This window comes from Duganella sp. SG902 (assembly GCF_013376005.1).
Lineage (GTDB): Bacteria > Pseudomonadota > Gammaproteobacteria > Burkholderiales > Burkholderiaceae_D > Rugamonas.
This window is the reverse complement of the sequence record NZ_JABMJK010000003.1, coordinates 1-25,135: the sequence shown is the minus strand read 5'-3', so window position 1 is coordinate 25,135 and position 25,135 is coordinate 1. Positions and strand designations below refer to the sequence as shown.

General features: G+C 68.8%; 22 protein-coding genes. 15 read left to right on the top strand and 7 right to left on the bottom strand.

The features are described from left to right. Position 1: 1 nt before the first annotated feature. From paaK to FHW83_RS06765, 4 genes are read left to right on the top strand one after another with little or no spacing between them, the layout of a single operon-like run. Positions 2-1,312, top strand: coding sequence for a phenylacetate--CoA ligase PaaK (gene paaK, locus FHW83_RS06780; RefSeq protein ID WP_176645616.1), 1,311 nt, complete (start codon positions 2-4; stop codon positions 1,310-1,312). Position 1,313: 1 nt separating this feature from the next. Then, positions 1,314-1,925 (top strand): phenylacetic acid degradation protein PaaY, encoded by a 612-nt coding sequence (gene paaY / locus FHW83_RS06775; RefSeq protein ID WP_176645615.1) that lies wholly within the window; start codon positions 1,314-1,316, stop codon positions 1,923-1,925. A gap of 36 nt (positions 1,926-1,961) precedes the next feature. After that, positions 1,962-4,016 carry a phenylacetic acid degradation bifunctional protein PaaZ gene (paaZ, locus tag FHW83_RS06770; protein WP_176645614.1) on the top strand — a complete coding sequence of 685 codons (2,055 nt, stop codon included), beginning with the start codon at positions 1,962-1,964 and terminating at the stop codon, positions 4,014-4,016. Then, positions 4,013-4,444: a hypothetical protein gene (locus tag FHW83_RS06765; protein ID WP_176645613.1), complete on the top strand. Its 432-nt coding sequence runs from the start codon at positions 4,013-4,015 to the stop codon at positions 4,442-4,444. Before paaZ ends, FHW83_RS06765 begins: the two co-directional genes overlap by 4 nt. 1 nt (position 4,445) lies before the next feature. Here FHW83_RS06765 and FHW83_RS06760 read toward each other — a convergent pair whose 3' ends face one another. Beyond that, entirely contained in the window at positions 4,446-4,832 is a 387-nt protein-coding gene (locus tag FHW83_RS06760; RefSeq protein ID WP_176645612.1) for a VOC family protein, read from the bottom strand. A 19-nt stretch (positions 4,833-4,851) separates the two neighbouring features. Further along, positions 4,852-6,078, bottom strand: a complete 1,227-nt coding sequence (locus FHW83_RS06755; protein ID WP_373997185.1) for a M24 family metallopeptidase — start codon at positions 6,076-6,078, stop codon at positions 4,852-4,854. A 130-nt stretch (positions 6,079-6,208) separates the two neighbouring features. Here FHW83_RS06755 and FHW83_RS06750 point away from each other — a divergent pair, with 130 nt between their 5' ends. Next, the gene (locus tag FHW83_RS06750; RefSeq protein ID WP_176645610.1) at positions 6,209-7,810 is read left to right on the top strand and encodes an S-layer protein; all 1,602 of its coding nucleotides are present in this window, start codon (positions 6,209-6,211) and stop codon (positions 7,808-7,810) included. On the opposite strand, the gene FHW83_RS06745 is transcribed toward FHW83_RS06750, so the two are convergent. The 4 genes from FHW83_RS06745 to FHW83_RS06730 form a co-directional block, all read right to left on the bottom strand. Then, positions 7,811-10,075 carry a M4 family metallopeptidase gene (locus FHW83_RS06745; protein WP_176645609.1) on the bottom strand — a complete coding sequence of 755 codons (2,265 nt, stop codon included), beginning with the start codon at positions 10,073-10,075 and terminating at the stop codon, positions 7,811-7,813. Positions 10,076-10,256: 181 nt separating this feature from the next. Beyond that, positions 10,257-11,651: an argininosuccinate lyase gene (gene argH / locus FHW83_RS06740; RefSeq protein ID WP_176645608.1), complete on the bottom strand. Its 1,395-nt coding sequence runs from the start codon at positions 11,649-11,651 to the stop codon at positions 10,257-10,259. A gap of 308 nt (positions 11,652-11,959) precedes the next feature. Then, positions 11,960-13,357, bottom strand: coding sequence for a YfcC family protein (locus tag FHW83_RS06735; protein WP_176645607.1), 1,398 nt, complete (start codon positions 13,355-13,357; stop codon positions 11,960-11,962). Beyond that, positions 13,354-14,487 (bottom strand): succinylglutamate desuccinylase/aspartoacylase family protein, encoded by a 1,134-nt coding sequence (locus tag FHW83_RS06730; protein WP_176645606.1) that lies wholly within the window; start codon positions 14,485-14,487, stop codon positions 13,354-13,356. Before FHW83_RS06730 ends, FHW83_RS06735 begins: the two co-directional genes overlap by 4 nt. Before the next feature lie 150 nt (positions 14,488-14,637). Here FHW83_RS06730 and FHW83_RS06725 point away from each other — a divergent pair, with 150 nt between their 5' ends. From FHW83_RS06725 to FHW83_RS06680, 10 genes are all read left to right on the top strand, one after another. Then, the gene (locus FHW83_RS06725; protein ID WP_229224066.1) at positions 14,638-17,373 is read left to right on the top strand and encodes a TonB-dependent receptor; all 2,736 of its coding nucleotides are present in this window, start codon (positions 14,638-14,640) and stop codon (positions 17,371-17,373) included. Between the two features lie 89 nt (positions 17,374-17,462). Next, positions 17,463-18,794, top strand: coding sequence for a cyanophycinase (locus FHW83_RS06720; protein WP_176645605.1), 1,332 nt, complete (start codon positions 17,463-17,465; stop codon positions 18,792-18,794). Positions 18,795-18,902: 108 nt separating this feature from the next. Then, the gene (locus tag FHW83_RS06715; RefSeq protein ID WP_176645604.1) at positions 18,903-20,147 is read left to right on the top strand and encodes a cyanophycinase; all 1,245 of its coding nucleotides are present in this window, start codon (positions 18,903-18,905) and stop codon (positions 20,145-20,147) included. Between the two features lie 113 nt (positions 20,148-20,260). Continuing rightward, a complete protein-coding gene (locus FHW83_RS06710) occupies positions 20,261-20,695 on the top strand; it encodes a DoxX family protein (RefSeq protein ID WP_176645603.1) in 435 nt (144 codons plus the stop codon). A gap of 56 nt (positions 20,696-20,751) precedes the next feature. Further along, positions 20,752-21,036: a DUF2282 domain-containing protein gene (locus tag FHW83_RS06705; protein WP_176645602.1), complete on the top strand. Its 285-nt coding sequence runs from the start codon at positions 20,752-20,754 to the stop codon at positions 21,034-21,036. Then, positions 21,036-21,842, top strand: coding sequence for an alpha/beta fold hydrolase (locus FHW83_RS06700; RefSeq protein WP_176645601.1), 807 nt, complete (start codon positions 21,036-21,038; stop codon positions 21,840-21,842). Before FHW83_RS06705 ends, FHW83_RS06700 begins: the two co-directional genes overlap by 1 nt. Positions 21,843-21,859: 17 nt before the next feature. Continuing rightward, entirely contained in the window at positions 21,860-22,144 is a 285-nt protein-coding gene (locus FHW83_RS06695; protein ID WP_176645600.1) for a hypothetical protein, read from the top strand. A gap of 59 nt (positions 22,145-22,203) precedes the next feature. Further along, on the top strand, positions 22,204-23,061 hold the full coding sequence (locus FHW83_RS06690) for a DUF692 domain-containing protein (RefSeq protein ID WP_176645599.1): 858 nt from the start codon (positions 22,204-22,206) through the stop codon (positions 23,059-23,061). Next, positions 23,058-23,840, top strand: coding sequence for a DNA-binding domain-containing protein (locus FHW83_RS06685; protein ID WP_176645598.1), 783 nt, complete (start codon positions 23,058-23,060; stop codon positions 23,838-23,840). Before FHW83_RS06690 ends, FHW83_RS06685 begins: the two co-directional genes overlap by 4 nt. Further along, positions 23,833-24,918, top strand: a complete 1,086-nt coding sequence (locus FHW83_RS06680; RefSeq protein ID WP_176645597.1) for an alpha/beta fold hydrolase — start codon at positions 23,833-23,835, stop codon at positions 24,916-24,918. The genes FHW83_RS06685 and FHW83_RS06680 overlap by 8 nt, the downstream gene beginning before the upstream one ends. 19 nt (positions 24,919-24,937) lie before the next feature. On the opposite strand, the gene FHW83_RS30455 is transcribed toward FHW83_RS06680, so the two are convergent. Then, positions 24,938-25,135: hypothetical protein (locus FHW83_RS30455; RefSeq protein ID WP_218106204.1), on the bottom strand; the 198-nt coding region annotated here is incomplete at its 5' end.

Genomic DNA, 25,135 nt, shown 5'->3' with positions numbered 1-25,135 from the left:
GATGGTCCAACGCATGCCCGCGCCATCCGAGCTGGAACCGATCGAGCGCGCCAGCCGCGACGAGCTGCAAGCGCTGCAACTGCAACGCATGCGCTGGTCGCTGCGCCACGCCTACGACAACGTGCCGCACTACCGCGCCGCCTTCGACGCCGCCGGCGTCCACCCGGACGATTTGCGCACGCTGGCCGATATCGCCAGATTCCCCTTCACCACCAAGAAGGAGTTGCGCGACAACTATCCCTTCGGCCTGTTCGCCGTGCCGCGCGAGCGCGTGGTGCGGGTGCACGCGTCGAGCGGCACCACCGGCAAGCCGACCGTGGTGGGCTACACCCAGAACGACATCGACACCTGGGCCAACGTCGTCGCGCGCTCGATCCGCGCGGCCGGCGGCCGGCGCGGCGACATGGTGCACATCGCCTACGGCTACGGCCTGTTCACCGGCGGCCTGGGCGCGCATTACGGCGCCGAGCGGCTGGGCTGCACGGTGGTGCCGATGTCCGGCGGCCAGACCGAAAAGCAGGTGCAGCTGATCCAGGACTTCCGGCCTTCCGTCATCATGGTGACGCCGTCGTACATGCTCAATCTCATCGAGGAATTCCAACGCCAGGGCCTGGACCCGGCGGCCAGCCCGCTCAAGGTCGGCATCTTCGGCGCCGAGCCGTGGACCGACGCCATGCGCGCCGAGATCGAGCGGCGCGCCGGCATCGACGCGGTGGACATCTACGGCCTGTCGGAGGTGATGGGGCCGGGCGTGGCCAGCGAGTGCATCGAGAGCAAGGACGGGCCGGTGATCTGGGAGGATCACTTCTACCCGGAGATCATCGACCCCGAAACCGGCGAGGTGCTGCCGGACGGCGAGGAGGGCGAGCTGGTATTCACCTCCCTCAGCAAGGAGGCGCTGCCGGTCATCCGCTACCGCACGCGCGACCTCACGCGCCTGCTGCCGCCGACCTCGCGCGGCATGCGCCGCATCGGCAAGATCACCGGCCGTTCGGACGACATGCTGATCATCCGCGGCGTGAACCTGTTCCCGTCGCAGATCGAGGAATTGATTTGCAGGATGCCGAAGCTGGCGCCGCAATACCAGCTGGTGGTCAGCCGCGAGGGGCATCTGGACCAGCTGGAGGTGCTGGCCGAGCTGCGGCCGGAGACGCCGGCCGCCGAGGCCGAGGCGCTGGCGCGCGAGCTGGAGCAGCGCATCAAGACCCATGTCGGCGTCAGCACGCGGGTCAAGCCGCTGCCGCCGAACGGCATCGAGCGCACGCTGACCGGCAAGGCGCGGCGCGTGGTCGATTTGCGCCAGCGGGGCTGACATGGTCAAGGTCTATGAAATCAATGGCGTGACGCCGGTGGTGCATCCGACCGCCTACGTCCATCCGAGCGCGGTGCTGATCGGCGACGTGATCGTCGGCCCGCGCTGCTACGTCGGCCCGCTGGCCGCGCTGCGCGGCGACTTCGGGCGGCTGGTGCTGGAGGAGGGCGCCAACCTGCAGGACACCTGCGTCATGCACGGCTTCCCCGGCTGCGACACGGTGGTCGAGCGGGACGGGCATATCGGCCACGGCGCGGTGCTGCACGGCTGCCGCGTCGGCCGCAACGCGCTGGTCGGCATGAACAGCGTGATCATGGACAACGCGGTGGTGGGCGCGGACAGCATCGTGGCCGCCATGAGCTTCGTGCGGGCCGGGATGGAGATCCCGCCGCGCAGCCTGGCGGTCGGATCGCCGGCCAAGGTGGCGAGAGCGCTCAGCGACGACGAGATTCAATGGAAGACCGACGGCACCGCGCAGTATCAGGAGCTGGCGGTGCGCTCGATGCACACCATGCGCGAGACCGAAGCCCTGAGCGCGCCCGAGCCGGACCGCAAGCGCATCGCGTGGGACAGCGCGCTGCCGCTCCACCTGCACAAGAATGCCAGCGCCTAGCCGCGCCGCATCAGACCAATTAACGGAGACCGCACCATGCCACAAACACTGCAAAGCTTTATCGGCGGCCGCTGGATCGGCGGCGAGGCGGCCACGCCGCTGCACAGCGCCCTGACCAACGCCGTCATCTACCACACCCACGCCGACCGCATCGACTTCGACGAAGCCGTCAGCTACGCCCGCAAGACCGGCGTGCCGGCGCTGATGCAGCTGAATTTCCAGCAGCGCGCGGCGCGGCTCAAGGCGCTGGCGCTGTATCTGCTCGGCCGCAAGGAGGAGCTGTACGCCATCTCGCACCAGACCGGCGCCACCCGCGCCGACAGCTGGGTCGATATCGAGGGCGGCACTGGCACGCTGTTCGCCTACGCCAGCATGGGCAGCCGCGAGCTGCCGTCGTCCAACGTGCTGCACGAGGGCCCGGCCATGGTGCTGGGCAAGAATGGCGGCTTCGCCGGCACCCACATCCTGGTGCCGCGCGGCGGGTTGGCGGTGCACATCAACGCCTTCAACTTCCCGGTCTGGGGGCTGCTGGAGAAATTCGCGCCCAGCTTCCTGGCGGCCATGCCGTGCATCGGCAAGCCGGCCAGCGCCACCAGCTACCTGACCGAGGCGCTGGTGCGCATGATGCACGAATCCGGCCTGCTGCCGGAAGGCGCGCTGCAGCTGGTGATCGGCGGCACCGGCGACCTGCTGGACCGGCTGGGCGGCGCCGACGTGGTGACGTTCACCGGTTCCGCCGACACGGCGGCCAAATTGCGCGCCAACCGCAACCTGATCGCCAACTCGGTGCCCTTCACCGCGGAAGCGGATTCGCTCAACTGTGCCATTCTGGCGCCGGACGTGACGCCGGACGATCCCGAGTTCGACCTGTTCGTCAAGGAGGTGGCGCGCGAGATGACCGGCAAGGCGGGGCAGAAGTGCACCGCGATCCGCCGCATCATCGTGCCGGACCACATGGTGGACGCGGTGGGCACGCGCCTGCGCGAGCGGCTGGCCAAGGTCAGCGTCGGTGATCCGTCGGTGGCGGGCGTGCGCATGGGCGCCTTGGCGTCGCGCGATCAGCAGCGCGATGTGGCGCAGCGCGTCGAGCAGCTGGCGCGCGGCAACGAGGTGGTGTTCAGCGCGCGCGACGGCTTCGCGCCGCTGGGCGAGGGCGTGGCCGAGGGCGCGTTCTTCGCGCCGACCCTGCTGCTGTGCCGCGACCCACGCAACGAGGCGGTGCACGAGGTGGAGGCGTTCGGGCCGGTCAGCACCATCATCGGCTACCACGGCATCGACGAGGCGCTGGCGCTGGCCGCGCGCGGCAAGGGTTCGCTGGTGTCGACGCTGGTGACCAAGGAGCCGGCGATCGCGGCGTACGCGGTGCCGGTGGCGGCGGCCTCGCACGGCCGCGTGCTGGTGCTGGACCGCGAGGCGGCGGTCGATTCCACCGGCCACGGCTCGCCGCTGCCGCAGCTCAAGCACGGCGGCCCGGGACGGGCCGGCGGCGGCGAGGAGCTGGGCGGCATGCGCGCGGTGCGCCACTTCCTGCAGCGGGCGGCGCTGCAAGGCTCGCCCACCATGCTGGCGGCGGTGACCGGCGAGTACGTGCGCGGGGCGGCGGTGCGGGAGAGCGAGGTGCATCCGTTCCGCAAGCACTTCGAGGATCTGGCGATCGGCGATTCGCTGCTGACGCACCGGCGCACGGTCAGCGAGGCCGATATCGTCAACTTCGGCGGCGTCTCGGGCGACTACTTCTACATGCACTTCGACGAGGTGGCGGCGCGCGACACCCAGTTCGGGCGGCGCATCGCGCACGGCTATTTCGTGCTGTCGGCGGCGGCCGGTCTGTTCGTGTCGCCGGCGCCGGGGCCGGTGCTGGCCAACTATGGGCTGGACAATCTGCGCTTCGTGGCGCCGGTGGCGATAGGCGACACCATCCGCGCGCGCCTGACCTGCAAGCGCAAGGTCGACCGCAACCGCGTCGATGACAGGGGCGTGGGGCAGGGCGTGGTGGCGTGGGACGTGCAGGTGACCAACCAGCGCGACGAGCTGGTGGCCAGCTACGACATCCTGACGCTGGTGATGAAGCGGAGTATGATGTCGGCATGAGATCAACCTTCATCAAACAATCCATGGGGGCCAGCCCGCTGCTCACCGCGCGCGACTGGCTGATTTTCGGCGGCATCATCGGCGTCATCGTGGTGATCTGGCTGCTGCTGGCGCCGGAAGCGGCGGCGCCGTTCTGGCGCGGTGCGCTGTGCGGCGCCATCGGCGGCAGCCTGCCGTCGCTGCTGGCCTGCCTGCCGGTTCACGGCAGTGTGGCGGCGCAGCACGGCGACAGCTTTGTCGGCCGCGTCGAGCAGGCCGGCTTCGTGGCGGCCGGCGAGAGCGCCGAGGGCAGCGTGTACGTGCGGCGCGGTCCGCGCTGGCTGCGCTGGGATTCCAACCGGGTGGTGATCAAGCGCGCCGTCGACGGCGCGCTGCAGGTGACCGCGCCGTACTATTTTTACTTCCGCCTGAAGCGCGTGCAGGGCTGAGTCACTGGCCCGGCGGCGGCTGCCACAGCTCGACCTTGTTGCCCTCGGGGTCGATCACCCAGCCGAACTTGCCGAATTCCGACTCGTCGGTCTTATCAAGCACCTCGCAGCCCTCGTCGCGCAGCGCCTGCAGCAGCGCCGCCAGGTCGTGCACGCGATAGTTGACCACGAACGGCTTGGCGCCGGGCGCGAAGGCGTTGCTGTCGGCGGCGCTGATGCACCACGCGGTGGTGCCGCCGACCGGTTGGCCGCTGTCGTCGCGCCACTCGAACGCGGCGCCGCCCCACGGCTGCACGTCGATGCCGAGGTGGCGCTGGTACCACGCGCCCAGCGCCTTGGGATCCTTCGCATAAAAGAAAATGCCGCCGATGCCAGTCACGCGCTTCATGGTGAGCCTCCGGGTGAGTTTAACGGTTCAAGCCAAACGGGTCGTCGATGCTGTGGGCCGGTTCGGTGAACCATTTCGGGCCGGCCGCGGTCATGTAGAAGTGGTCCTCGTGGCGCACGCCGAATTCGCCGGGGATGCAGATCATCGGCTCGTTGGAGAAGCACATGCCGACGTCCAGCGGCGTCTTGTCGCCGCCCACCAGGTAGGGCCATTCGTGGATGTCGAGGCCGATGCCGTGGCCGGTGCGGTGCGGCAGGCCGGGCAGCTTGTAGCCGGGGCCGAAGCCGTCGGCCTCCAGCGCGCGGCGGGCGGCGGCGTCCACCGCCTCGCACGGCACGCCCAGCTGGGCGGCGGCGAAGGCGGCCGCCTGCGCTTTCTTTTCGCTGTTCCACACCGAACGCTGGCGCGCGCTGATCGGACCGTAGACGTAGGTGCGGGTGATGTCGGAGATGTAGTTGTGCAGCTTGCAGCCGGTGTCGATCAGCACCGTGTCGCCGGGCTTCAGGGTCTGCACGTAGCTGACGCCGTGCGGGTAGGCGGTGGCCTCGCCGAACAGCACGATCACGAAGTAGGAGCCGCCCGGCGCGCCGACCTTGCGGTGCGCGCGGTCGATGAATTCCTCCACCTCCTTGGTGGTGATGCCCTCGCGCAGGATGCTGGCGGCGGCGATGTGCACCGCCAGCGTCATGTCCTTGGCGCGCTGCATGAGGGCGATTTCGGCCGCCGATTTGCGGGTGCGGCAGTGGGCGGTGACGGCGCGCGCGTTCTCCAGCGCGTAGCCTTCGGCCAGCGGGCGGATGCCGTCGTAGATGAAGAAGGCGGCGCTTTCGCAGATGCCCACGCGCGGCGGCTGTGCGGAATTCGGCGCGATGCCCATGCGTTTCAGCACAGCGATGAACAGGGCGTACGGGCTTTCGTGCTCGTGCCAGCAGTTGACGGCGCCGTCCACCAGCATGAAGTCCTTCAGCGTGCTCTCTTCGAAGGCGGGGGCGATGTATTCGATGGCGCCCTGCGCCGGCAGGATGGCGCCCACCATGCGTTCGCTGGCGTGCCACTTGGTGCCGGTGAAGTAGGTCAGGTTGGCGCCGGCGTTGAGGTAGACGGCGGCGATGCCCTGCGCCCGCATGTAGGCTTGCGCGCGCGCGATGCGCTGCAGGTGTTCGTCTTTGCCGATGGGGACCGCCCCCGCGGTCATGTCCGACAGGGAGGCCAGCGCCTCGTCGATGGTTTTGCCGCCGATACCGATAGTCATTTTCATATCCCGTTGTTGTGCGCGGGGATCGCCCGCTTGAGCCCACGATGATAGCAGGTCATCCGGCTGTCATACACCAATGTTAAGGTGCGCGCTTCGTTGTTCCACACTTCAGGATAGCCCCATGCCGTACAAAAAACTGCTGCTCCCTTCCGCCATCGCCATGGCGCTGATCATCGCCGCCTGCGGCGGCGACAACACGCCGCCGGACACGGTGCCGCCGCTGCCGGCCGGCCGCTGGATCGCCGGCGATCTGCACACCCACACCACGCAGTCGGCCGACGCCGATGTCAGCCAGACGCTCGACAAGATCCTGGCCAAGGCCTTCACCAGCTATGGCCTGGACTGGATGGCCGTGTCGAATCACCTGCGGGTGTCGACGCGCGACGAGAAGGGCGCCGCGCTGGCGGCCTCGATCCCAATGTCGCTGGGCGTCGAGCGCTACGAGATCCCGCGCGTGAAGGCGCTGCAGGCGGCCGGCACGTATGCCGACAAGCTGATTTTCTCCGGCTTCGAGTGGGACATGCCGACCCACGATCATATCGGCATCGGGCTGTTCGACGGCGCGGCCGCCAGCGTCAAGGGCATGAAGGAGTTCGAGTACCTGTTCACCACGCGCGACCCGGCCATGTTCGACGCGGCCGACGTGACGGCGTGGAAGGCCAAATACGGCGAGACGCGCTACAACAAGACCGCCGCCGACGCGCTGCGGGCGATCGATTGGCTGAAGCAGAATTATCCGGACAGCAGCTACGCGGTGATCAACCACCCGTCGCGCAACAAGGGCAGCTACACCATCGCCGACTTCCGCGCCTTCAACGACGCCGCGCCCAACATCATGTTCGCCATCGAGGGCATGGTGGGCAATCAGATGGAGCCGGACCGCGGCGGCTACACGGCGGCCTACACCGACGACAACGCGCCGCTGCGCGTGTACGGCGGCGTCGATTATGTGGTGGCCAAGCTGGGCGGCCCGTGGGACGCGCTGCTGGGCGAGGGCCGCCGCATCTGGAACCTGACCGATTCGGACACGCACTTCAAGATCGTCGGCGGCAACAGCAGCGGTTATTTCCCCGGCGAGTACGCCAAGAATTACGTGTTCAACAGCGGCAGCGGCGCGCCGGCGGTCAAGGATCTGCTGGCCGGCCTGCGCTCGGGCAAGATGTTCTCGGTCTACGGCGACTTGATCAACGCGCTGGACTTCAACCTGGCCAGCAAGGATGACCGCAAGGAGATGGGCGGCGAGCTGAAGGTGGCCAGCGGCGACAAGGTCACCATCACCATCCGCTTCAAGTCGCCGGCCAAGAACAATTACGAGAAGCCGGTCGACAGCGGCACGCCGGCCAACGTCAAGCCGGTGGTCGATCACGTCGATCTGATCGCCGGCGATGTCGGCGCCAGGGCGGCGCCGGGCAGCGCGGCCTACAGCGTGGCCACCAATGCCAGCACGCGCGTGGTGAAGCGCTTCACGGCGGCCGACTGGAAGCTCGACGCGGACGGCTATTACAGCGTGACGTATGAGACCACGGCGTCGAAGAACCAGTACTTCCGCCTGCGCGGCACCAATCTGGGCGTGGACGTGGCCGGCCTGACGGCGGGCGGCGAGCCGCTGGCCGACCAGCGCACCGGCAGCGCCGACAACACCCAGCGCTTCAACGACATCAACGACCGCAACTACCGCAGCCTGTGGTTCTATTCGAACCCGGTGTTCGTGTCGCTGCGCTGATCAGCGGGTCAGCAGGCTGACCTTGTCGAGCACGAAGGACGTCTGTTTGCTGCGGTCCTCGCGCATGACGAACGACAGGGTCACGCTCTGCCCCTTGAACGGCAGCAGGTCGAAGCTGCGCAGCTGGTAGCCGGCGGCCGGGGTCAGGTTGGTGTAGGTGGCCAGCGTGGCCAGCTGGGCGCCGCCGGCCGCGCGCAGCGACACGGTCAGGGTGTCGTACACGGTGTTGCTGGTTTCGGCGCTGTCGATGTGCAGCGCGAAGCTCAGTTGCGCGCTGGCGGCGTTGGCGGGGATCTGCACGGACTGGGTCAGGGTCTCGGTCGAGCGCCGGCCGTTGCCGCCCAGCCAGGCGTAGCGCGCGCCCTCGTAGGGCGGCTGGGCGCCGTGCGCGCCGATCACGCGGGTGCTGCCGCTCCAGCCGGCGGCGCCGTCCTCGAAGCCGCCGTTGACGACGCGCTCGACGGCCTCGCCGCCGCCGCCATCGCCGGCCTCGTCGACGTCGGCGCCGACGTTGATGGCGGCGTAGGCGCGCTGCACGGCGACCGCCTCGCGCGAGCCGGCGCCGTACAGTTCCTGCGCCGCCTGCAGCACCTTGTTGCGGGCGTCGGCGTAGTTGGTGGACGCGGTGAACTTGGTGGTCAGCGCCTTGAACCAGATGCGGTAGGCCTTGTCGGCGCCGATGCCGCTCATGGCGGCCGGCGCGCGCGTCAGGTAGGGGCTGTGCCGGTCGCTGGCGGCGTCGGCGCTGGAGCCCTGCGCCAGGAAGTAGAACATCCGGTTGTTGGGGCCGCTGGAGTAGTGGACGTCGAGGTTCTTCAGGCCGGCGCTCCAGGCGTCCGGGCTGGCGCCGTCCTTGCTGGGCTTGTACATCCAGCGCAGCGGCTGGCCGTTCCTGCTGATCTCGGCGCCCATCATCCAGTCGTTGCCGCTGGCCGGGATGGCGGCGCCGCTGGCGCCGGCGCGCGCGTAGGCCTCCACCATCTCGCCGCCGATGTCGGAGTGCGACTCGTTCAGGCCGCCCGACTCGCCGGTGTACACCAGGTCGGCGGTGGCGGCGGTCACGCCGTGCGACATCTCGTGGCCGATGACGTCGATCACGCCCAGGCTGGTGAAGCTGTTGCCGTCGCCGATGTACATGCACTTGCAGCTGTCGTCGTAGAAGGCGTTGTCGTAGGCGGTGCCGACGTGGGCGGCGATGTGGGTGGCGGTGTTGTTGCCGTCCAGCGATTGCCAGCCCAGCACGTTCTTGTGGGTGTCGTAGGTGTTCATCAGGCCCCACAGGGCGTTGACGGCGGCGGTCTGGCCGTTGGCGTCGGTGGTGCTGCCGCCGCTGTACTGCTGGCCGTCGCCCCAGGTGTTGCTGGCGTTGGTGTAGATGGCGCCGGGGTCGGGGTTGTTGGGCGAGCTGTGGTTGGCGTTGGTGATGGCCATGGCGCCGAAGCGGCCGCCCGCGCCGCGCGTGCCGTCCAGCATCTGGAAGCCGGTGGCGGTGGCGCTGGTGCTGATCGGCACCTGGCCGTTGTACTGGCTGTGGCCGACGCCGGTCACGGTCTGCAGCGCCGGCCAGCGGGTCAGGATGGCGCCGTCGCGCGCGTCCACCACCACGTCGTAGTAGACCAGCTTGCCGTCCTGCGCCATGCGCAGCTGCACCAGCCAGGCCAGCGCGTAGCGCTCCACCACCTCCTCCAGGTCGAGCGCGTTGAGCTGGTCCTCGGGCTTGCCGGCGGCGGCGGCCGTGCGCGCGCTTTTCATCATGGGGTAGATCAGCAGCTCGGCGCTGGGCGGCCAGCGGTGGCTGCCGGCCGGCGCCACCGCCCGCACCGCGTTGCCGATGGCGTGGTCGGCGCTGAGCGTGGGGGTGAGCTGGTCCGGCGTCGGCGGCGCCGGCGGCGCCACGCCGCCGGGCGTGGTGGCCTGCGGCGCCAGGCCGGGGCGGCGGTCGGAGGCCGAGACGCTGACGATGTCGCCGCTGGCGTCGGTCACCACCACCGACTCCGAGCCGAACACGCGCAGGCCCTTGTAGGTGTGCTGGGCGCGGGTGATCTTCTGGCCCACCACGCCGGGGTGCTGGCTGCTGATGCGGAAGCTGTAGTCGTTGGTCAGGCCGGGGCGGGCGTCCAGCGCGGTGAGGCGCGCCACCAGGCCGGCGGCGTCCTGCGGGGTGGCGACGGCCACCGGGGCGGCCATCAGTTGCGCGGCCGGGGCGTGCGGGGCGGCGAGGGTCAGGGCGATGGCGGCGGCGGGCCAGGGTGTGCGTGGGTTCATGTCATCCTCCGTGGTAGATGACTTCACGCTAGAGCGATGGCGCGGCGCGGTACTGCGCCAGATCAAACAGTGACGCTGTCGTTCCCGCGCAGGCGGGAACCCATGGAGCGCCGGCCATGCCAGCCCGGCATGGAGGCCGGCCCGCGCGGGACGTGGCGCCGCCCGGCGGGCGGCGCGGCGCCTACTTCAGCTGGGCGCGCACGCGGGCGATGGCCGCGCGCACCTGGTTGGGCGCGGTGCCGCCGACGTGGTCGCGCGCGGCCACCGAGCCCTCCAGCGTCAGCACGGCGAACACGTCGTCGCCGATCAGTGGCGAGAAGGCCCGCAGTTGCTCGAGCGACATCTCGGCCAGGTCGATCTTCAGGTCGTCGCAGGCGCGCACCGCGTGCGCGACGGCCTCGTGGGCGTCGCGGAACGGCAGGCCCTTCTTGACCAGGTAGTCGGCCAGGTCGGTGGCGGTGGCGTAGCCCTGCAGCGCGGCCGCGCGCATGTTCTCCGGCTTGACGGTGATGCCGCCGGCCATGTCGGCGAAGATGCGCAGGGTGTCGACCAGCGTGTCGACGGTGTCGAACAGCGGCTCCTTGTCCTCCTGGTTGTCCTTGTTGTAGGCCAGCGGCTGGCCCTTCATCAGGGTCAGGAGGCCCATCAGGTGGCCGTAGACGCGGCCGGTCTTGCCGCGCGCCAGTTCCGGCACGTCCGGGTTTTTCTTCTGCGGCATGATCGACGAGCCGGTGCAGAAGCGGTCGGCGATGTCGATGAAGCCCACGCGCGGGCTCATCCAGATGATCAGCTCCTCCGACATGCGCGAGATGTGGGTCATGATCAGGGACGCGGCGGCGGTGAATTCGATGGCGAAGTCGCGGTCGGAGACGGCGTCCAGCGAGTTGTGGCAGACGTCGTCGAAGCCCAGCGTCCTGGCCACGCGCACGCGGTCGATCGGGAAGGTGGTGCCGGCCAGCGCGGCCGCGCCCAGCGGCAGGCGGTTGACGCGCTTGCGGGCGTCGGCCATGCGCTCGGCGTCGCGGCCGAACATTTCCACGTAGGCCAGCATGTGGTGGCCGAAGGTGATCGGCTGCGCCACCTGCATGTGGGTGAAGCCGGGCAGGATGGTGTCGGCGTTCTTTTCGGCCAGGTCGGTCAGGGCGCCGCGCAGGGCGTTCAGCAGGGCCAGCACGTCGTCGATGGCCGAGCGCACGTACAGGCGGATGTCGGTGGCCACCTGGTCGTTGCGCGAGCGGCCGGTGTGCAGGCGCTTGCCGGCGTCGCCCACCAGCTCGGTCAGGCGTTTTTCGATGTTCAGGTGCACGTCTTCCAGGTCGAGCAGCCATTCGAATTGGCCGGCTTCGATTTCGGCGCTGATCTGCGCCATGCCGCGCTCGATCTCGGCGCGGTCCTGGGCGCTGATGATGCCCTGGGCGGCCAGCATTTCAGCGTGGGCCAGCGAGCCCTGGATGTCGGCCTTGGCCAGGCGCTTGTCGAAAAACACCGAGGCGGTGTAGCGTTTGACGAGGTCCGAAACCGGTTCGCTGAAGCGGGCCGACCAGGCTTCGGCCTTTTTGGAAAATTGTGAGGTCATAGTCAAATAGAGGAAGTGCGCGGAGGATCAACCAGCGATTATAAACCGTAAAACGCGCCGCTCTTGTCTATACAGGCGGGGAAAAGCCGGAGCCGCGCCATTTCGTGCCGGCGATATACACACCGTTCCTCCCTCATGCAGGTTGCCTATTTTCGCCTATTTTCGCCTATGATTTGCCTATTTTTCAGGCGGTTTTTACCCGATTTCCCTCTGGAGAGGCGTTACCGGAATAGGCATTCAATAGGCGAAAATAGGCAGAAATAGGCAACCTACCGGACTAAGAAACCGTGTCTATATACCCGGCAAATTTACTGCCAGTTCATCAGGCAGGGCGGGACCAGCAGGGCCAGCGCCAGCACGGCGTAGATCAGTTGCAGCGGGATCATCCACTTGGCCCAGGTGATCCACGGAATGCGCGCCAGTGCCAGCACGCCCACCGTGATGCCGGAAGTCGGTATCATCGGCGTGGTGAACTCGCCGAACTGGAACGCCAGGATCGCGGTCTGGCGCGTCACGCCCACCAGATCGGCCAGCGGCGCCATGATCGGCATGGTCAGCGCGGCCTGGCCGCTGCCGGAGTGGATGAAGAAATTGATCACCGTCTGGATGCCAAACATCTTCCACGCCGCAAACACCGGATGGGCCGACTGCACCAGCGGCATCAGCCCGTGCAGCATGGTGTCGATGATGTGGGCGTCGCGCGCCAGCACCAGCGTGCCGCGCGCCAGCGCGATCACCAGCGCCGTGCCGACCAGGTCGCGCGCGCCCTGCATGAAGCCCTCCACGATCTGGGTCGAATCGAGCCTGCCGACCAGCCCGATGACGACAGCCATCGACAGGAACAGCGCCGCGATCTCGTCGATGTACCATTCGTAATGCACCACGCCGAACACCATCACCGCCAGCGAGCCGGCGAAGATCCACAGCACCAGCTTGTGGCGCGCGGTCATGCCGTGGAACTCGCCCACGCCGCCCACTGGCAAGTCCTTGCGCTTCTCCAGGTCCAGCGCGTAGGTCGGGCTCAAGGTCGGATCGCGCTTGACGCGCGCCGCGTACCACATCATGAAGACGATGGTGACCGTGGTGGCGATGGCCCACACGATCAGGCGATAGCCCCAGCCGGAAAACACCGGCACCCCGGCGATGCCCTGGGCGATGCCGACGTTGAAGGGGTTCAGGAACGCCGCCGAAAAGCCCACCTGTGAGCCCAGAAACGGAATCGACACGCCCACCACCGTGTCATAGCCCAGCGCCAGCGCCAGCGGCACGAAAATCAGGATGAACGGGATGGCCTCCTCGTTCATGCCAAAGGTGGCGCCACCGATCGAGAACAGGGTGATGAACACCGGGATCAGCGCCTTCTGGATAAACGCCGAGCTGGCGTGCGCCTTCGCCAGCGACTTGATCATGGCGTCGATCGCCTCGGTCTTCTGCAGCACCGCGAACGCGCCGCCGACGATCAGCACGAAGCCGATGATCTGCGCCGCCTCGACGAAGCCCTTGATCGGCGCCTTCATCAGCGCCACCAGCCCCTGCGGATTGCTGTCGATGTAGTGGAAGCTGTCCGGATTGATCAGCTGCTTGCCGTTGACCAGATGGGTGTCGTACTTCCCGCCCGGCACCAGCCAGGTGGCCGCCGCGATCAGCGCCAGGATGATGAACAGCAGGACGAAGGTATGCGGGAGTTTGAGTTTTTTCTTCATCATGCGCTCAGCAGGTCGCCCTCACGATAGGCCTTGGCGCCGGCCACCTTGCCGACGTTCATGCCGCGGATCACGTGGCGGTGCGCGCTGCGCGCGAAGAACACGCCGTCGACCGTGGCGCGCAGCACCGTGGTCTCGCCGCTGACAGGATCGATCAGGTCGGCCAGCGCCTCGCCGGCCGCCACCTTCGCGCCCAGCTCGCGCGTGTAGATCAGGATGCCGGCGTGCGGCGCGTACACCGGCTCCACGCCCTCCAGCGGCGTCGGCGCGCACAGCGGCTCCGGCAGCGTGGCCGCCGCCGCCTGCGCGTTGGCGTCGCCCAGCACGCCGTTCAGCGCCAGGAATTGCAGCAGGCCGGCCGCATCCTTGCGCGCCAGCTCGTAGCTGACCTCCATTTCGCCGCGCAGCTCGACGGTCGTCGACAGGCAGGCCGCCGGGATCGGGAAGCGGTGCTCGAAATGCCGGTCCAGATCCCACCACAGGCGGCTGCAGGCCTCGTCGAACGGCTCGCCGCCGGCCTCGTAGGCCAGCAGCGTGGCGTGCGAGCCGAGGATGGCCGACAGCGGCGCGATGGCCTCGGCCAGCGGCGTGCCGGCGTAAATGTGCAGCACCGCCTCGTTGTCGCAGTGCAGGTCGAGCACGATTTCGGCGTCGATCGCCAGGGTCATCAGGGTTTTCTTCAGCGTCTCGGCGTCGGTGGCCGGCTGCCAGTCGGCGATCGAGGCGCGCGCGTGCTCGCGGATCAGCGCCACATTGGCGGCCGCGTCCGGCCCCAGCTTGCCCTCCAGCGACCGCTTCAGATCGTTGGCCACGTGCTTGTAGGCGCGGTTGAAATTGACGCCGGTGGTCAGGTCGAAACGGCCGAAGGCGGCGCCGTGGATGGCCTGCGCCAGCCCGATCGGATTGGCGGCCGGCACCAGGATGATCTCGCCGTGGATCTGCCCGGCCGCCTCCAGCGCCAGCAATTCCTTGCGCAGGAATTGCGCCACCAGCATGCCCGGCACCTCGTCGGCGTGCAGCGAGCCCTGGATGTACACCTTCTTGCCGCTGCCCGGCGTGCCGAAGTGGAAACTGGTCAGCGTGTACGCGGCGTTGGCGTGCGCCACCGACAATGGATGTGTGATTGCTTGCATGGCCTGCCCTGCTGGTTCGTAAAGCATTGAGTATGTAGCACTATTTTCACAAAGTAAATCGCGCGCGCGCCGCCGCCTTGAGTTTTTGGCCACATGTGCGTACAGTTAGTTTAAATGAATTATTTACATATCGAACAACAGGGAGAGAATATGAAGGCAACCCGCATGACCGGCATGGCGCGCGCCGTCCGCCTGGCCTTGAGCGTGGGCGCTGGCGTCGGCCTGCTGGGCCAGGCCATCGCCCAGGAGGCCAGCCCGGCGGCGCCGCTGCCCAAGGTGGAGATCACCGGCTCGGCCATCAAGCGCATCGAGGCCGAGACCGCCCTGCCGGTGCAGGTCATCACGCGCGAGGAAATCGACAAGGTCGGCGTCACCACCGCCAGCGAGATCCTGGCGCGGCTGTCGGCCAACGTCGGCGGCCTGACCGACGGCGTCTCCATCACCGACGGCAAGGACCAGCGCGGCTTCAACAGCGCCAACCTGCGCGGCATCGGCACCTCGTCCACCCTGGTGCTGCTGAACGGGCGCCGCATGGCCAACTTCGCCTCGCCCGGCGACGACACCGGCGTCGACCTCAACAACATCCCGGCCGCCGCCATCGCCCGCGTCGAGGTGCTGCTGGACGGCGCCTCGGCCCTGTACGGCACCGACGCCATCGGCGGCGTGATCAACTTCATCACGCGCAAGGATTTCCAGGGCCTGGAACTGAACGCCTACGGCCTCAAGACCGAGGAGGGCGGCGCCGGCAAGCGCACCGCCACCATCACCGCCGGCCACGGCGACCTCGGCAAGGACGGCTACAACGTCTTCGCGGTGGCCGACTTCCAGCGCACCGACGCCCTGTCGACCTCGCAACGCGGCTTCATCAACGACCTGCGCATCCCCGAGCGGCTGCCGCACCTCCTGTCCGGCTACACCTCGCCGGCCAATATTCGCCTCAGCGCCGACCAGCGCGACTACCTGGCCGCCAACGGCTTCAAGATCAACGGCCAGCCCATCGGCAGCCGCCTGATCAACCCGTCGGTGCCGACCTGCTCGGCGCCGGCCAACCTCTACCTGCCGAGCGGCACCGGCGGCCCCGAGGGCTGCACCTACAACTACATGGGCGACACCGAGCTGTACCCGAAATCGGAGAAGACCAACATCCTGACCCGCGGCGTGCTGCAGCTCAACCCCGACAACCAGCTGTACGCCGAGATCGCCCTGAGCCGCTCCAAGACCTGGTACGCGGCCTCGTCGGCGCGGGTGCGCGCCTATGTCGACGCCAGCGTGATCCCGGCCTTCAAGGGCTACGACCTCGGCTCGGACGAGGCCGGCGGCGACCCGGAGGTCGAGCTGCGCATCCGCCTCAACGAGGCCGGCCGCCGCACCAGCGAGCTGACCAGCGAAAGCCAGCGCTATGTGGTCGGCCTGAGCGGCTCGCGCAACGGCTTCGACTATGACATCGGCCTCAACCACAGCGTCAACGTGGTGCGCGACCGCGACACCCACGGCTACCTGCTGTACAACGAACTGGTGCAGGGCATCGCCGACGGCCTGATCAACCCGTTCGGCCCGTCCAGCCAGGCCGGCCGCGACCTGATCAACAGCCTCCAGGTCAACGACGAGGTGCGCCACGCGCGCGGCACCACCGACTCGCTCGACTTCAAGGTCTCGCACGCGGTCGGCACCCTGGCCGGCGGCGAGGCCGCGCTGGCCATCGGCGGCGAAATCCGCCGCGAGAAGACCGACTACAACCCGTCGGCCCTGCTGCTGAGCGACAACATCAACAACGACCCGGCGCCCGAGGGCGGCCAGGCCACCAGCTACGCGCGCAACATCCAGGCCGTGTACGGCGAGCTGCTGCTGCCGCTGAGCAAGCAGTGGGAAGCCCAGCTCTCGGCCCGCTACGACCACTACCAGGTGGTGGGCGGCGCCGCCAGCCCGAAACTGGGCCTGACCTATATGCCGAACAAGACCATGCTGTTCCGTGCCTCGGCCGGGCGCGGCTTCCGCGCGCCGTCCATGACCGATCTGTACCGCCCGATGCAGGTCGGCGGCACCGCCGTGCTGCCGGACCCGGTCTACTGCGCCGTGGTCGACAACGATTACGCCTCCTGCGCCGAGGCCTGGGAAACCCACCGCCACTCGAACCCCAACCTGAAGCCGGAAAAGAGCCGCCAGTTCTCGCTCGGCATGGTGCTGCAGCCGTCCAAGCAGGTGATGCTGACGCTCGACTACTGGAACATCAAGCGCACCGACCTGATCGCCGAGGTCGGCGACGACCTGATCCTGGCCAACCCGGTCAAGTACGCCAGCCTGGTGCACCGCGACCCGGACGACGACAACTACATCCTGTGGATCGACCAGTTCAAGGAAAACCGCGGCGCCCAGAAGGCGGCCGGGCTCGACCTGACCATCGACTTCAAGGGCGTGCAGACCTGGGCCGGGCGCTTCGGCGGCCGCCTGTCCGGCACCTATGTGACCGATTCCAAGATCCAGAACGACAAGGGCGACGTCTATGTGTCCAACCTGGGCCGCTTCGTCACCGACGGCGTGGTGCAGCGCTGGCGCCACACCATCAGCCTGGACTGGGACCAGGGCCCGTGGGCGGCCACCCTGTCCAACACCTTCTCCAGCGGCTACCAGGACCAGAACTCGGCCATCAACCTGGACGACGGCTCGGTGGTCAAGCCCAACCGCGTCAAGCCCTACTCGCTGTGGGACCTGACCGGGTCGTGGCAGGCCAGCAAGGCGCTCAAGCTGCGCGCCGGCATCCAGAACCTGTTCGACACCGCGCCGCCGTTCTCCAACCAGGCCTACCACTTCATCTCCGGCTATGATCCGACCTACACCGACGTGCGCGGGCGCCGCCTGTACGCCAGTGTAAATTACGCGTTCAAGTAATGCGTTTTTAAGCAATTGCTTGGTATCATCTGGCAAGACGCAACGGCGCCCGGCGACAGCCCGGCGCCGGTTTTCATCGGAAGGGGAACATGAAAGTAACGGGTTTGACGCTGCGGCAGCTGTGCTTGCGCCTCTGCATGCTGTGGCTGCTGGCGCTGGCGGGCGCCGCCCAGGCGGCCTCGACGCCGGTGCCGGGCGCGCCGGTGCCCAAGGTGCAGGTGCCGGGCAAGAGCAGCAAGCCGGCCAAGGCGGTGCCGCCGCCCAAGCCGGTGCTGGCGCCGCCGGCGGGCAACCTGGTCATCATCGGCGGCGGCCTGCGCACCGAGAACGCCGAGGTCTGGCAGCGCATCGTGCAGCTGGCCGGCGGCAAGGGCGCGCGCATCGGCGTGTTCGGCTCGGCCTCGATCAACCCCGAGGCGGCGGCCCAGGCCACCGTCAACAAGCTCAATCAGTACGGCGCCCAGGCGTTCGCCATCCCGCTCGGCGTCACCTGGCCCAATAGCGACTACCGCAAGGCCGCCGAGGACCCGGAAACCGTGGCCATGATCCATTCGGCCACCGGGATCTACTTCACCGGCGGCGACCAGGCCCGCATCACGCGCGCGCTGGTGCGCCCGGACGGCAGCCACACGGCCGCGCTGGACGCCGTGTGGGACGTCTACCGCGACGGCGGCGTGGTGGCCGGCTCCTCGGCCGGCGCCGCCATCATGAGCACCACCATGTTCTACGACGCCAAGTCGACGCTGGACATGCTCAAGCAGGGCGTCAACGACGGCCACGAGATCGCCCCCGGCCTCGGCTTCATCGGCGAGGACGTGTTTGTCGACCAGCACCTGCTGGTGCGCGGCCGCTTCGCGCGCATGATCCCGGTGATGCTGAAGAAGGGCTACCAGATCGGCCTCGGCATCGACGAGAACACCGCCATGGTGGTCAACGCCCGGCGCGACGTCGAGATCATCGGCTACAGCGGCGCGCTGCTGCTGGACCTGTCGGCCGCCATCACCGACCGCGGCATCAAGGGCTTCAACATCTCCAACGCCACCATCAGTTACCTCGACCGCGGCGACAAGTTCAACCTGGTCACGCGCGAATTCACGCCCTCGCCGGACAAGGCCGACAACAAGCTCGACCCGAACCAGCCCGACACCCGCGAGCCGGTCTACACCAACGACATCCTCGGCAACAACGCCGTGCTGGACCTGATGGTCAACCTGATCGACAACGCCCAGCAGGAAGCCATCGGCATCGCCTTCGGCAACCCGCGCGACTTCAACCCCGAGCTGGGCTTCGAGTTCCGCTTCAGCAAGACCATCAACAGCGTCGGCTACAGCTCGACCGAGGTCGAGGCCTACTCCGTGCTCAAGCTGCGCATGGACATCCGGCCGATCCAGCTGGCGCAGCCGCTGTACCGTTACCGCTAGCGCGGCTTCAGGTATAGTAGGGGCACCCACGCAACCCGCACCCCGCCGGCGCCGGGGCCTGCCCCCGGCGGGCCGGACCCTGGCGGTCGGGGCAAGCCCGGAGCCCTCATGCGCATGCTGATCCACTTCCTGTTCCACGCCGTGGTGCTGCTGGCCATGCCGGCCGGCGCCGGCGCCGCCCCGGCCGCCCCCCCGGCCGCCCCCCTGGCCGACGCCCCGCGCGGCTCGCTGGTCATCATCGGCGGCGGCCTGCGGCCCGACAACGAGGCCGTCTGGCAGCGCATCGTCGCGCTGGCGGGCGGGCAGGGCGCGCGCATCGCCGTGTTCGCGTCGGCGGCGGCCGACCCGGCCCCGGTGGCGGCCGCCATCGTCGACTACCTGAACCGCTACGGCGCCGACGCCTTCCAGGTGCCGCTGGCCGTCAAGCTGGCCGACAGCGACTACCGCAAGGCCGCCGACGACCCCCTGCTGGCCGACGCCGTGCGCGGCGCCGCCGGCGTGTTCTTCTCCGGCGGCGACCAGGCCCGCATCACCCAGGCGCTGGTGCGGCCGGACGGCAGCCGCAGCGCCGTGCTGGACGCCGTCTGGGACGTCTACCGGCGCGGCGGCGTGGTGGCCGGCAACAGCGCCGGCGCGGCCGTCATGAGCAGCACCATGTTCTACGCGCCCAAGACCGTGTTTGCCACCCTGCGCGGCGGCGTGCGCGAGGGCGAGGAAATCGCCCCCGGCCTCGGCTTCATCGGCGACGACGTGTTCGTCGACCAGCACTTCCTGGTGCGCGGCCGCTTCGCCCGCATGATCCCGGCCATGCTGGCCAAGGGCTATAAATACGGCCTCGGCATCGACGAAAACACCGCCATGGTGGTCGACCCGCGGCGCCGCGTGGAGATCGTCGGCAGCAAGGGCGCGCTGCTGGTCGACCTGACGCGCGCCAGCACCGACCCGGCGCGGCCCGGCTTCAACGTCAGCAACGCCGTGATCAGCTACCTCGACCGCGGCGACCTGTACGACCTGGCCAGCCACACCTTCACCCCGTCCGCGGCCAAGGCCGGCGGCAAGCTGGGCGCGCGCGCCGACCTCGGCGCCGAGCCGGTGTTCTCGCCCGACATCCTCGGTCGCGGCGCGCTGGTGCAGCTGATGGAAAACCTGATGAACAACCGCCGCAGCGAGGCGATCGGCATCGCCACCAGCGGGCGCAACGGCGCGCTGCCCGAGCTGGGCTTCCAGTTCACCCTCAGCAAGACGCGCGACAGCGTGGCCTACGCCTCGGCCGCGCCGCACAGCTATTCCATCCTGCGCATGCGGCTCGACATCCGGCCGCTGGACATCGGCCAGTCGCTGTCCACGCAATAAGCAAAAATAATTCGGATACGATTCAATCAAATGCGATTGACTTTGCCGGCGCGCGTGGGTATGATTCATCTCGTCCGATGCAAACGGATGCGATTAATAACCGGAGTTCCCCCATGAACGCACTCAGTTTCGCCGCGCCCCTGCGCGCCCGCCTGCCGGCCCTGCTGCCGCCCGCCCTGCAATTGCTGCTGGCGCGGGTGGGCATCGCGGCCGTGTTCTTCCTGTCCGGCCGCACCAAGGTGCAGGGCTGGCTGACCATCAAGCCCTTCACCTATGAACTGTTCCGCACGGAATACGCGCTGCCGCTGATCCCGGCCGAGCTGGCCGCGCCCATGGCCGCCTACGCCGAGCACCTGTTCCCGCTGCTGCTGGTGCTGGGCCTGTGCACCCGCGTCTCGGCGCTGGCGCTGCTGGGCATGACGGCCGTGATTGAACTCTTCGTCTACCCCGGCGCCTGGCCGACCCACTTGCTGTGGACTGCCGTGCTGCTGCCGCTGATCGCCCAGGGCGGTGGCGCCTGGTCGCTCGACCGTCTGCTGTTTAAGTAATTACTCGTATCCGATGTCATCGAATACGCTTTTAAACCTGTGAGAAAGGAAACACCATGACCAACACCCGCACCGCGCTGGCCGCCTCGCTGGCCCTGACCCTGGCCGCGCTGGCCACCGGCGCCCAGGCCGCCGACGCCGCCAAGCCGGCCACCGAGAAATGCTACGGCGTGGCCAAGGCCGGCCAGAACGACTGCGCCGCCGGCGCCGGCACCAGCTGCGCCGGCACCTCCTCGGTCGACTATCAGGGCGACGCCTGGACCCTGGTCGAGAAGGGCACCTGCACCAGGATCAAGACGCCGAAAGGCTATGGCTCGCTGACGCCGAAGGAGAAGAAATAATGCGCGCCATCCTGGCCCTGAAAGCGGCCGCCATCGCCGCCGCGCTGCTGGCCGCCGCCGGCGGTCTGGCCCCGGCCCAGGCCCAGGCCGCGCCCGCCGCGCCGCCGGCCGCTGGCCCCACCGCCGCCGGCGCGCGCAACGTCGTCATCGTGCCCGGCTCCTTTGTCGACGGCTCCGGCTGGCGCGTGGTGTTCGACATCCTGTACCACGCCGGCTACCACGTCACCATCGCCAACCAGCCGCACACCAGCTTTGACGACGACGTCGCCGCCGCCCGCGAGGTGCTCGACCAGCAGGTCGGCCCGGTGGTGCTGGTCGGCCACAGCTCCGGCGGCGCCATCATCTCCGCCGCCGGCGCCCGCGACAAGGTCAAGGCCCTGGTCTACGTCTCGGCGCTGCTGCCCGACGTCGGCGAAAGCCTGGCGCAGGTGCTGGGCTCCATGCCCGCGCCGAGCAACTCGGTGCAGGCCACCCAGGACGGCCACCTGTTCTTCGACCGCGCCAGATTCCACGCCGACTTCGGCGCCGACCTGGCCGAGAACCGCACCAACTTCATGGCCGCCGCCCAGGTGCCGGCCACCACGTCCGCCTTCACCACCCAGATCTGGGCGGCGGCGTGGCGCAGCAAGCCGAGTTACGCCATCGTCGCCACCGACGACCGCGCGCTCAGCCCCGACCTGCAGCGCTGGATGTACCAGCGCGCCGGCGCCACGGTGACCGAGATCAAGGCCAGCCACCTGGTCTACATCTCGCAGCCCGAGAAAGTCGCCGACGTTATTTTGACCGCCGCGCACAACGCGCACTAACCTGAAGGAGTACACCCATGAGCACCACCACCCGTCTGAGCATCGCCGCCGCTTCCGCCATGCTGGCAATGGCCTCGCTGGCCGTCGGCACCAACGTCCACGCCGCCGAGCAGACCCAGAAGGCCGACAAGAGCGACCCGCTGGGCCGCTGCTACGGCATCAACACCTGCAAGGGCACCAGCCTGTGCGCCACCGCCAAGAACGACTGCAAGGGCCTGAACAACTGCAAGGGCGAGGGCGTGCTGGTGAAAACCAGGAGCGCCTGCCTGGCGGCCGGCGGCACCCTGACCGAACCGAAGTAACCCTCACGCGGCCCGGCCATTGTCAGCGCCGGGCCATTTAACCCAAGAGCGAGCCAGCGATGAACCTACAACCCTTCTCAGGCTATGGACTGGGCCTGCGCAAAGAGCACTACCGCGAATTCCTGGAAAACCAGGTGGCAGTGGATTTTGTCGAGGTCATTTCCGAGAACTTCATGGTGGACGGCGGCCAGCCGCGCCACATCCTGCGCCAGGTGCGCGAGCGGCACCCGGTGGTGCTGCACGGCGTGTCGATGTCGATCGGCTCGGCCGACGGGCTGCGCGCCGACTACCTCAAGCGCCTGAAGGCGCTGGTGGACGAGATCGAGCCGCTGTTCGTGTCCGACCATCTGAGCTGGTCGCGCATCGGCGGCTTCAACTCGCACGACCTGCTGCCGCTGCCCTACACCGAGGAGGCGCTGGACGTGGTGTGCGCCAACATCCACCAGGCCCAGGACGCGCTGGGCCGCGCCATGCTGTTCGAGAACCCGTCCAGCTATCTGGCCTTCGACGGCGCCGCCATGAGCGAGTGGGAATTCCTGCGCGCGATGAGCCGGCGCACCGGCTGCGGCCTGCTGCTGGACGTGAACAACATCTACGTCAGCGCCACCAACAACGGCTTCGACACCGCCGACTTCCTCGACGGCCTGCCGTACGACGCCGTGCGCCAGATCCATCTGGCCGGCCACAGCCAGGGCGCCGAGCTGCTGATCGACACCCACGACAGCCCGGTGTGCGAGGCGGTGTGGCGTCTGTACGCGCAGGTGATGGCGCGCGTCGGCCCGGTGGCCACCATGATCGAGCGCGACGACCATATCCCGCCGCTGGACGAGCTGCTGCAGGAACTGTGGATCGCGCGCCAGCTGGGCGGCACGCACGCGTGGGACCGCGAACTGCTGGCGCGGCGGGAGGCGGCATGATGCTGGCCGATTTGCAGCGCGGCTTCGAGCGATGGCTGGTCGGCGCCCCGCCGGACGCGGTGTTGGCCGGCGTTGGCGGCGGGCCGCGCGCCATGGCCGGCCTCGCGGTCTACCAGAACAACTACCGCGCGCAGCTGGTGGGCGCGCTGGAAGCGTGCTACCCCAAGCTGCGGGTGTGGCTGGGCGAGGAGGGGTTCCGCCACGCCGCCATCACCCACGTCGACGCCCATCCGCCGCACGCGTGGACGCTGGACGCCTACGCCGACGGCTTCGCGCGGACGCTGGCGGCGCTGTATCCGCACAATCCTGACCTGCACGAGCTGGCGTGGATCGAGCACGCGCTGGGCGCGGCCTTCGTCGCCGCCGACGCGCCGCCGGACACGCAGGCCCTGGCGCCGGAGGCGATGGCGCGGCTCGACTGGGACACCGCGCGCCTGCGGCTGACGCCATCGCTGCGCACCGCCACGGCGCTCACCAATTCGGAGCAGGTGTGGTCGGCCTTGTGGGAGGCGCGCGAGCTGCCGGACAGTGAAATGCTGGCGGAGCAGGGCGGCTTGCTGGTCTGGCGGCGCGGCTACCGCTCCTGCCTGACGCAGGTCGACTTGCTGGAATACGAAGCCTTGCTGCAGCTGCAAAGCGACGGCGGCTTCGCCGCGCTGTGCGAATGGCTGGCCGCGCGCTGCGGCGAGGCGGCCGGCGTGGCGAAAGCCGGCGAACTGCTGGCGGCATGGCTGGCCAGTGAACTGATCACCGACATCGAAAGGAACACCAATGACTGACGCCATCCAACACCGCCGCCGCTTCCTGCTGGCCGCCGCCGGCACGGCGGGCGCGCTGCTGACCACCAACGCCGCCCACGCCGCCAACGTCACTGGCGCGGCCGGTCCCGCGCGCGCTGGCCGCGGCAAGCCGCTGGCGCCGCCGACGCGCCCGACCGCGCCGCTGCCGCTGCTGCCGGTGAAGCAGGTGCGGACCGACACGCTGGACATCGGCTACCACGAGGCCGGCCCCGCCGACGGCCGCCCGGTGATCCTGCTGCACGGCTTCCCCTACGACATCCACAGCTACGCCGAGGTGGCGCCGATGCTGGCGAAGCGGGGCTACCGCGTGCTGGTGCCCTATCTGCGCGGTCACGGCAGCACGCGCTTCCTCGACGACGCCACGCCGCGCACGGGCCAGCAGGCCGCCCTCGGCCAGGACCTGATCGACTTCATGGACGCGCTGCACATCCCGGAAGCCGTGCTGGCCGGCTACGACTGGGGCGGGCGCGCGGCCTGCGTGATGGCCGCGCTCAAGCCCACCCGCGTGGTGGGGCTGGTGGCGGTCAACGGCTATTTGATCGACGACATCGCCAAGGCCGCGCTGCCGGCGCCGGCCAAGGCGGAGGCGGGCGGCTGGCAGCAGTTCTACTTCCTCACCGAACGCGGGCGCGCGGGCCTGGCCGCCAACCGCGACGACATCGCGCGCCTGCTGTGGGAGGGGAACTCGCCCAGCTGGCACTTCGACGGCCCGACCTTCCTGCGCACGGCGCAAGCGTTCCGCAATCCGGACTACGTCGAGGTGGTCATCCACGCCTACCGCCACCGCCTCGGCCACGCCGATGGCCTCCCCGACTACGCCGAACAGGAAGCCAGGCTGGCGGCCTTGCCGGCGATCCGCGTGCCCACCATCAGCATGGACGGCACCGACGACGGCGCGGCCTACGCCGCCGACGGCAACGCATCGGCCGCGCACTTCAGCGGTCCGCACAAGCACCTGCGCATTCCCGGCGCCGGCCACAACCTGCCGCAGGAAGCGCCACAGGCCTTCGCCGCCGCCGTCGCCGAACTGGCCCGCGCCGGCAGGTGGCGCACCTAGGCTGCCCGCCGCCGCCGCGTCATTCCCGCGCAGGCGGGAATCCATACGCCGCATCGCCGTCCGCGCCGTATGGGTCCCCGCCTGCGCGCACTGCTGTCCGGAATAATTTTGTTGACATGGTTTCAAAAGAGTGAAGGTTGCAGTTGTGCGAATTCCTCCATCTGGCGTCGTCGTCGTCGGTATCCCGATATTTCAGTCTCGGCGCGCTGAAATAAGG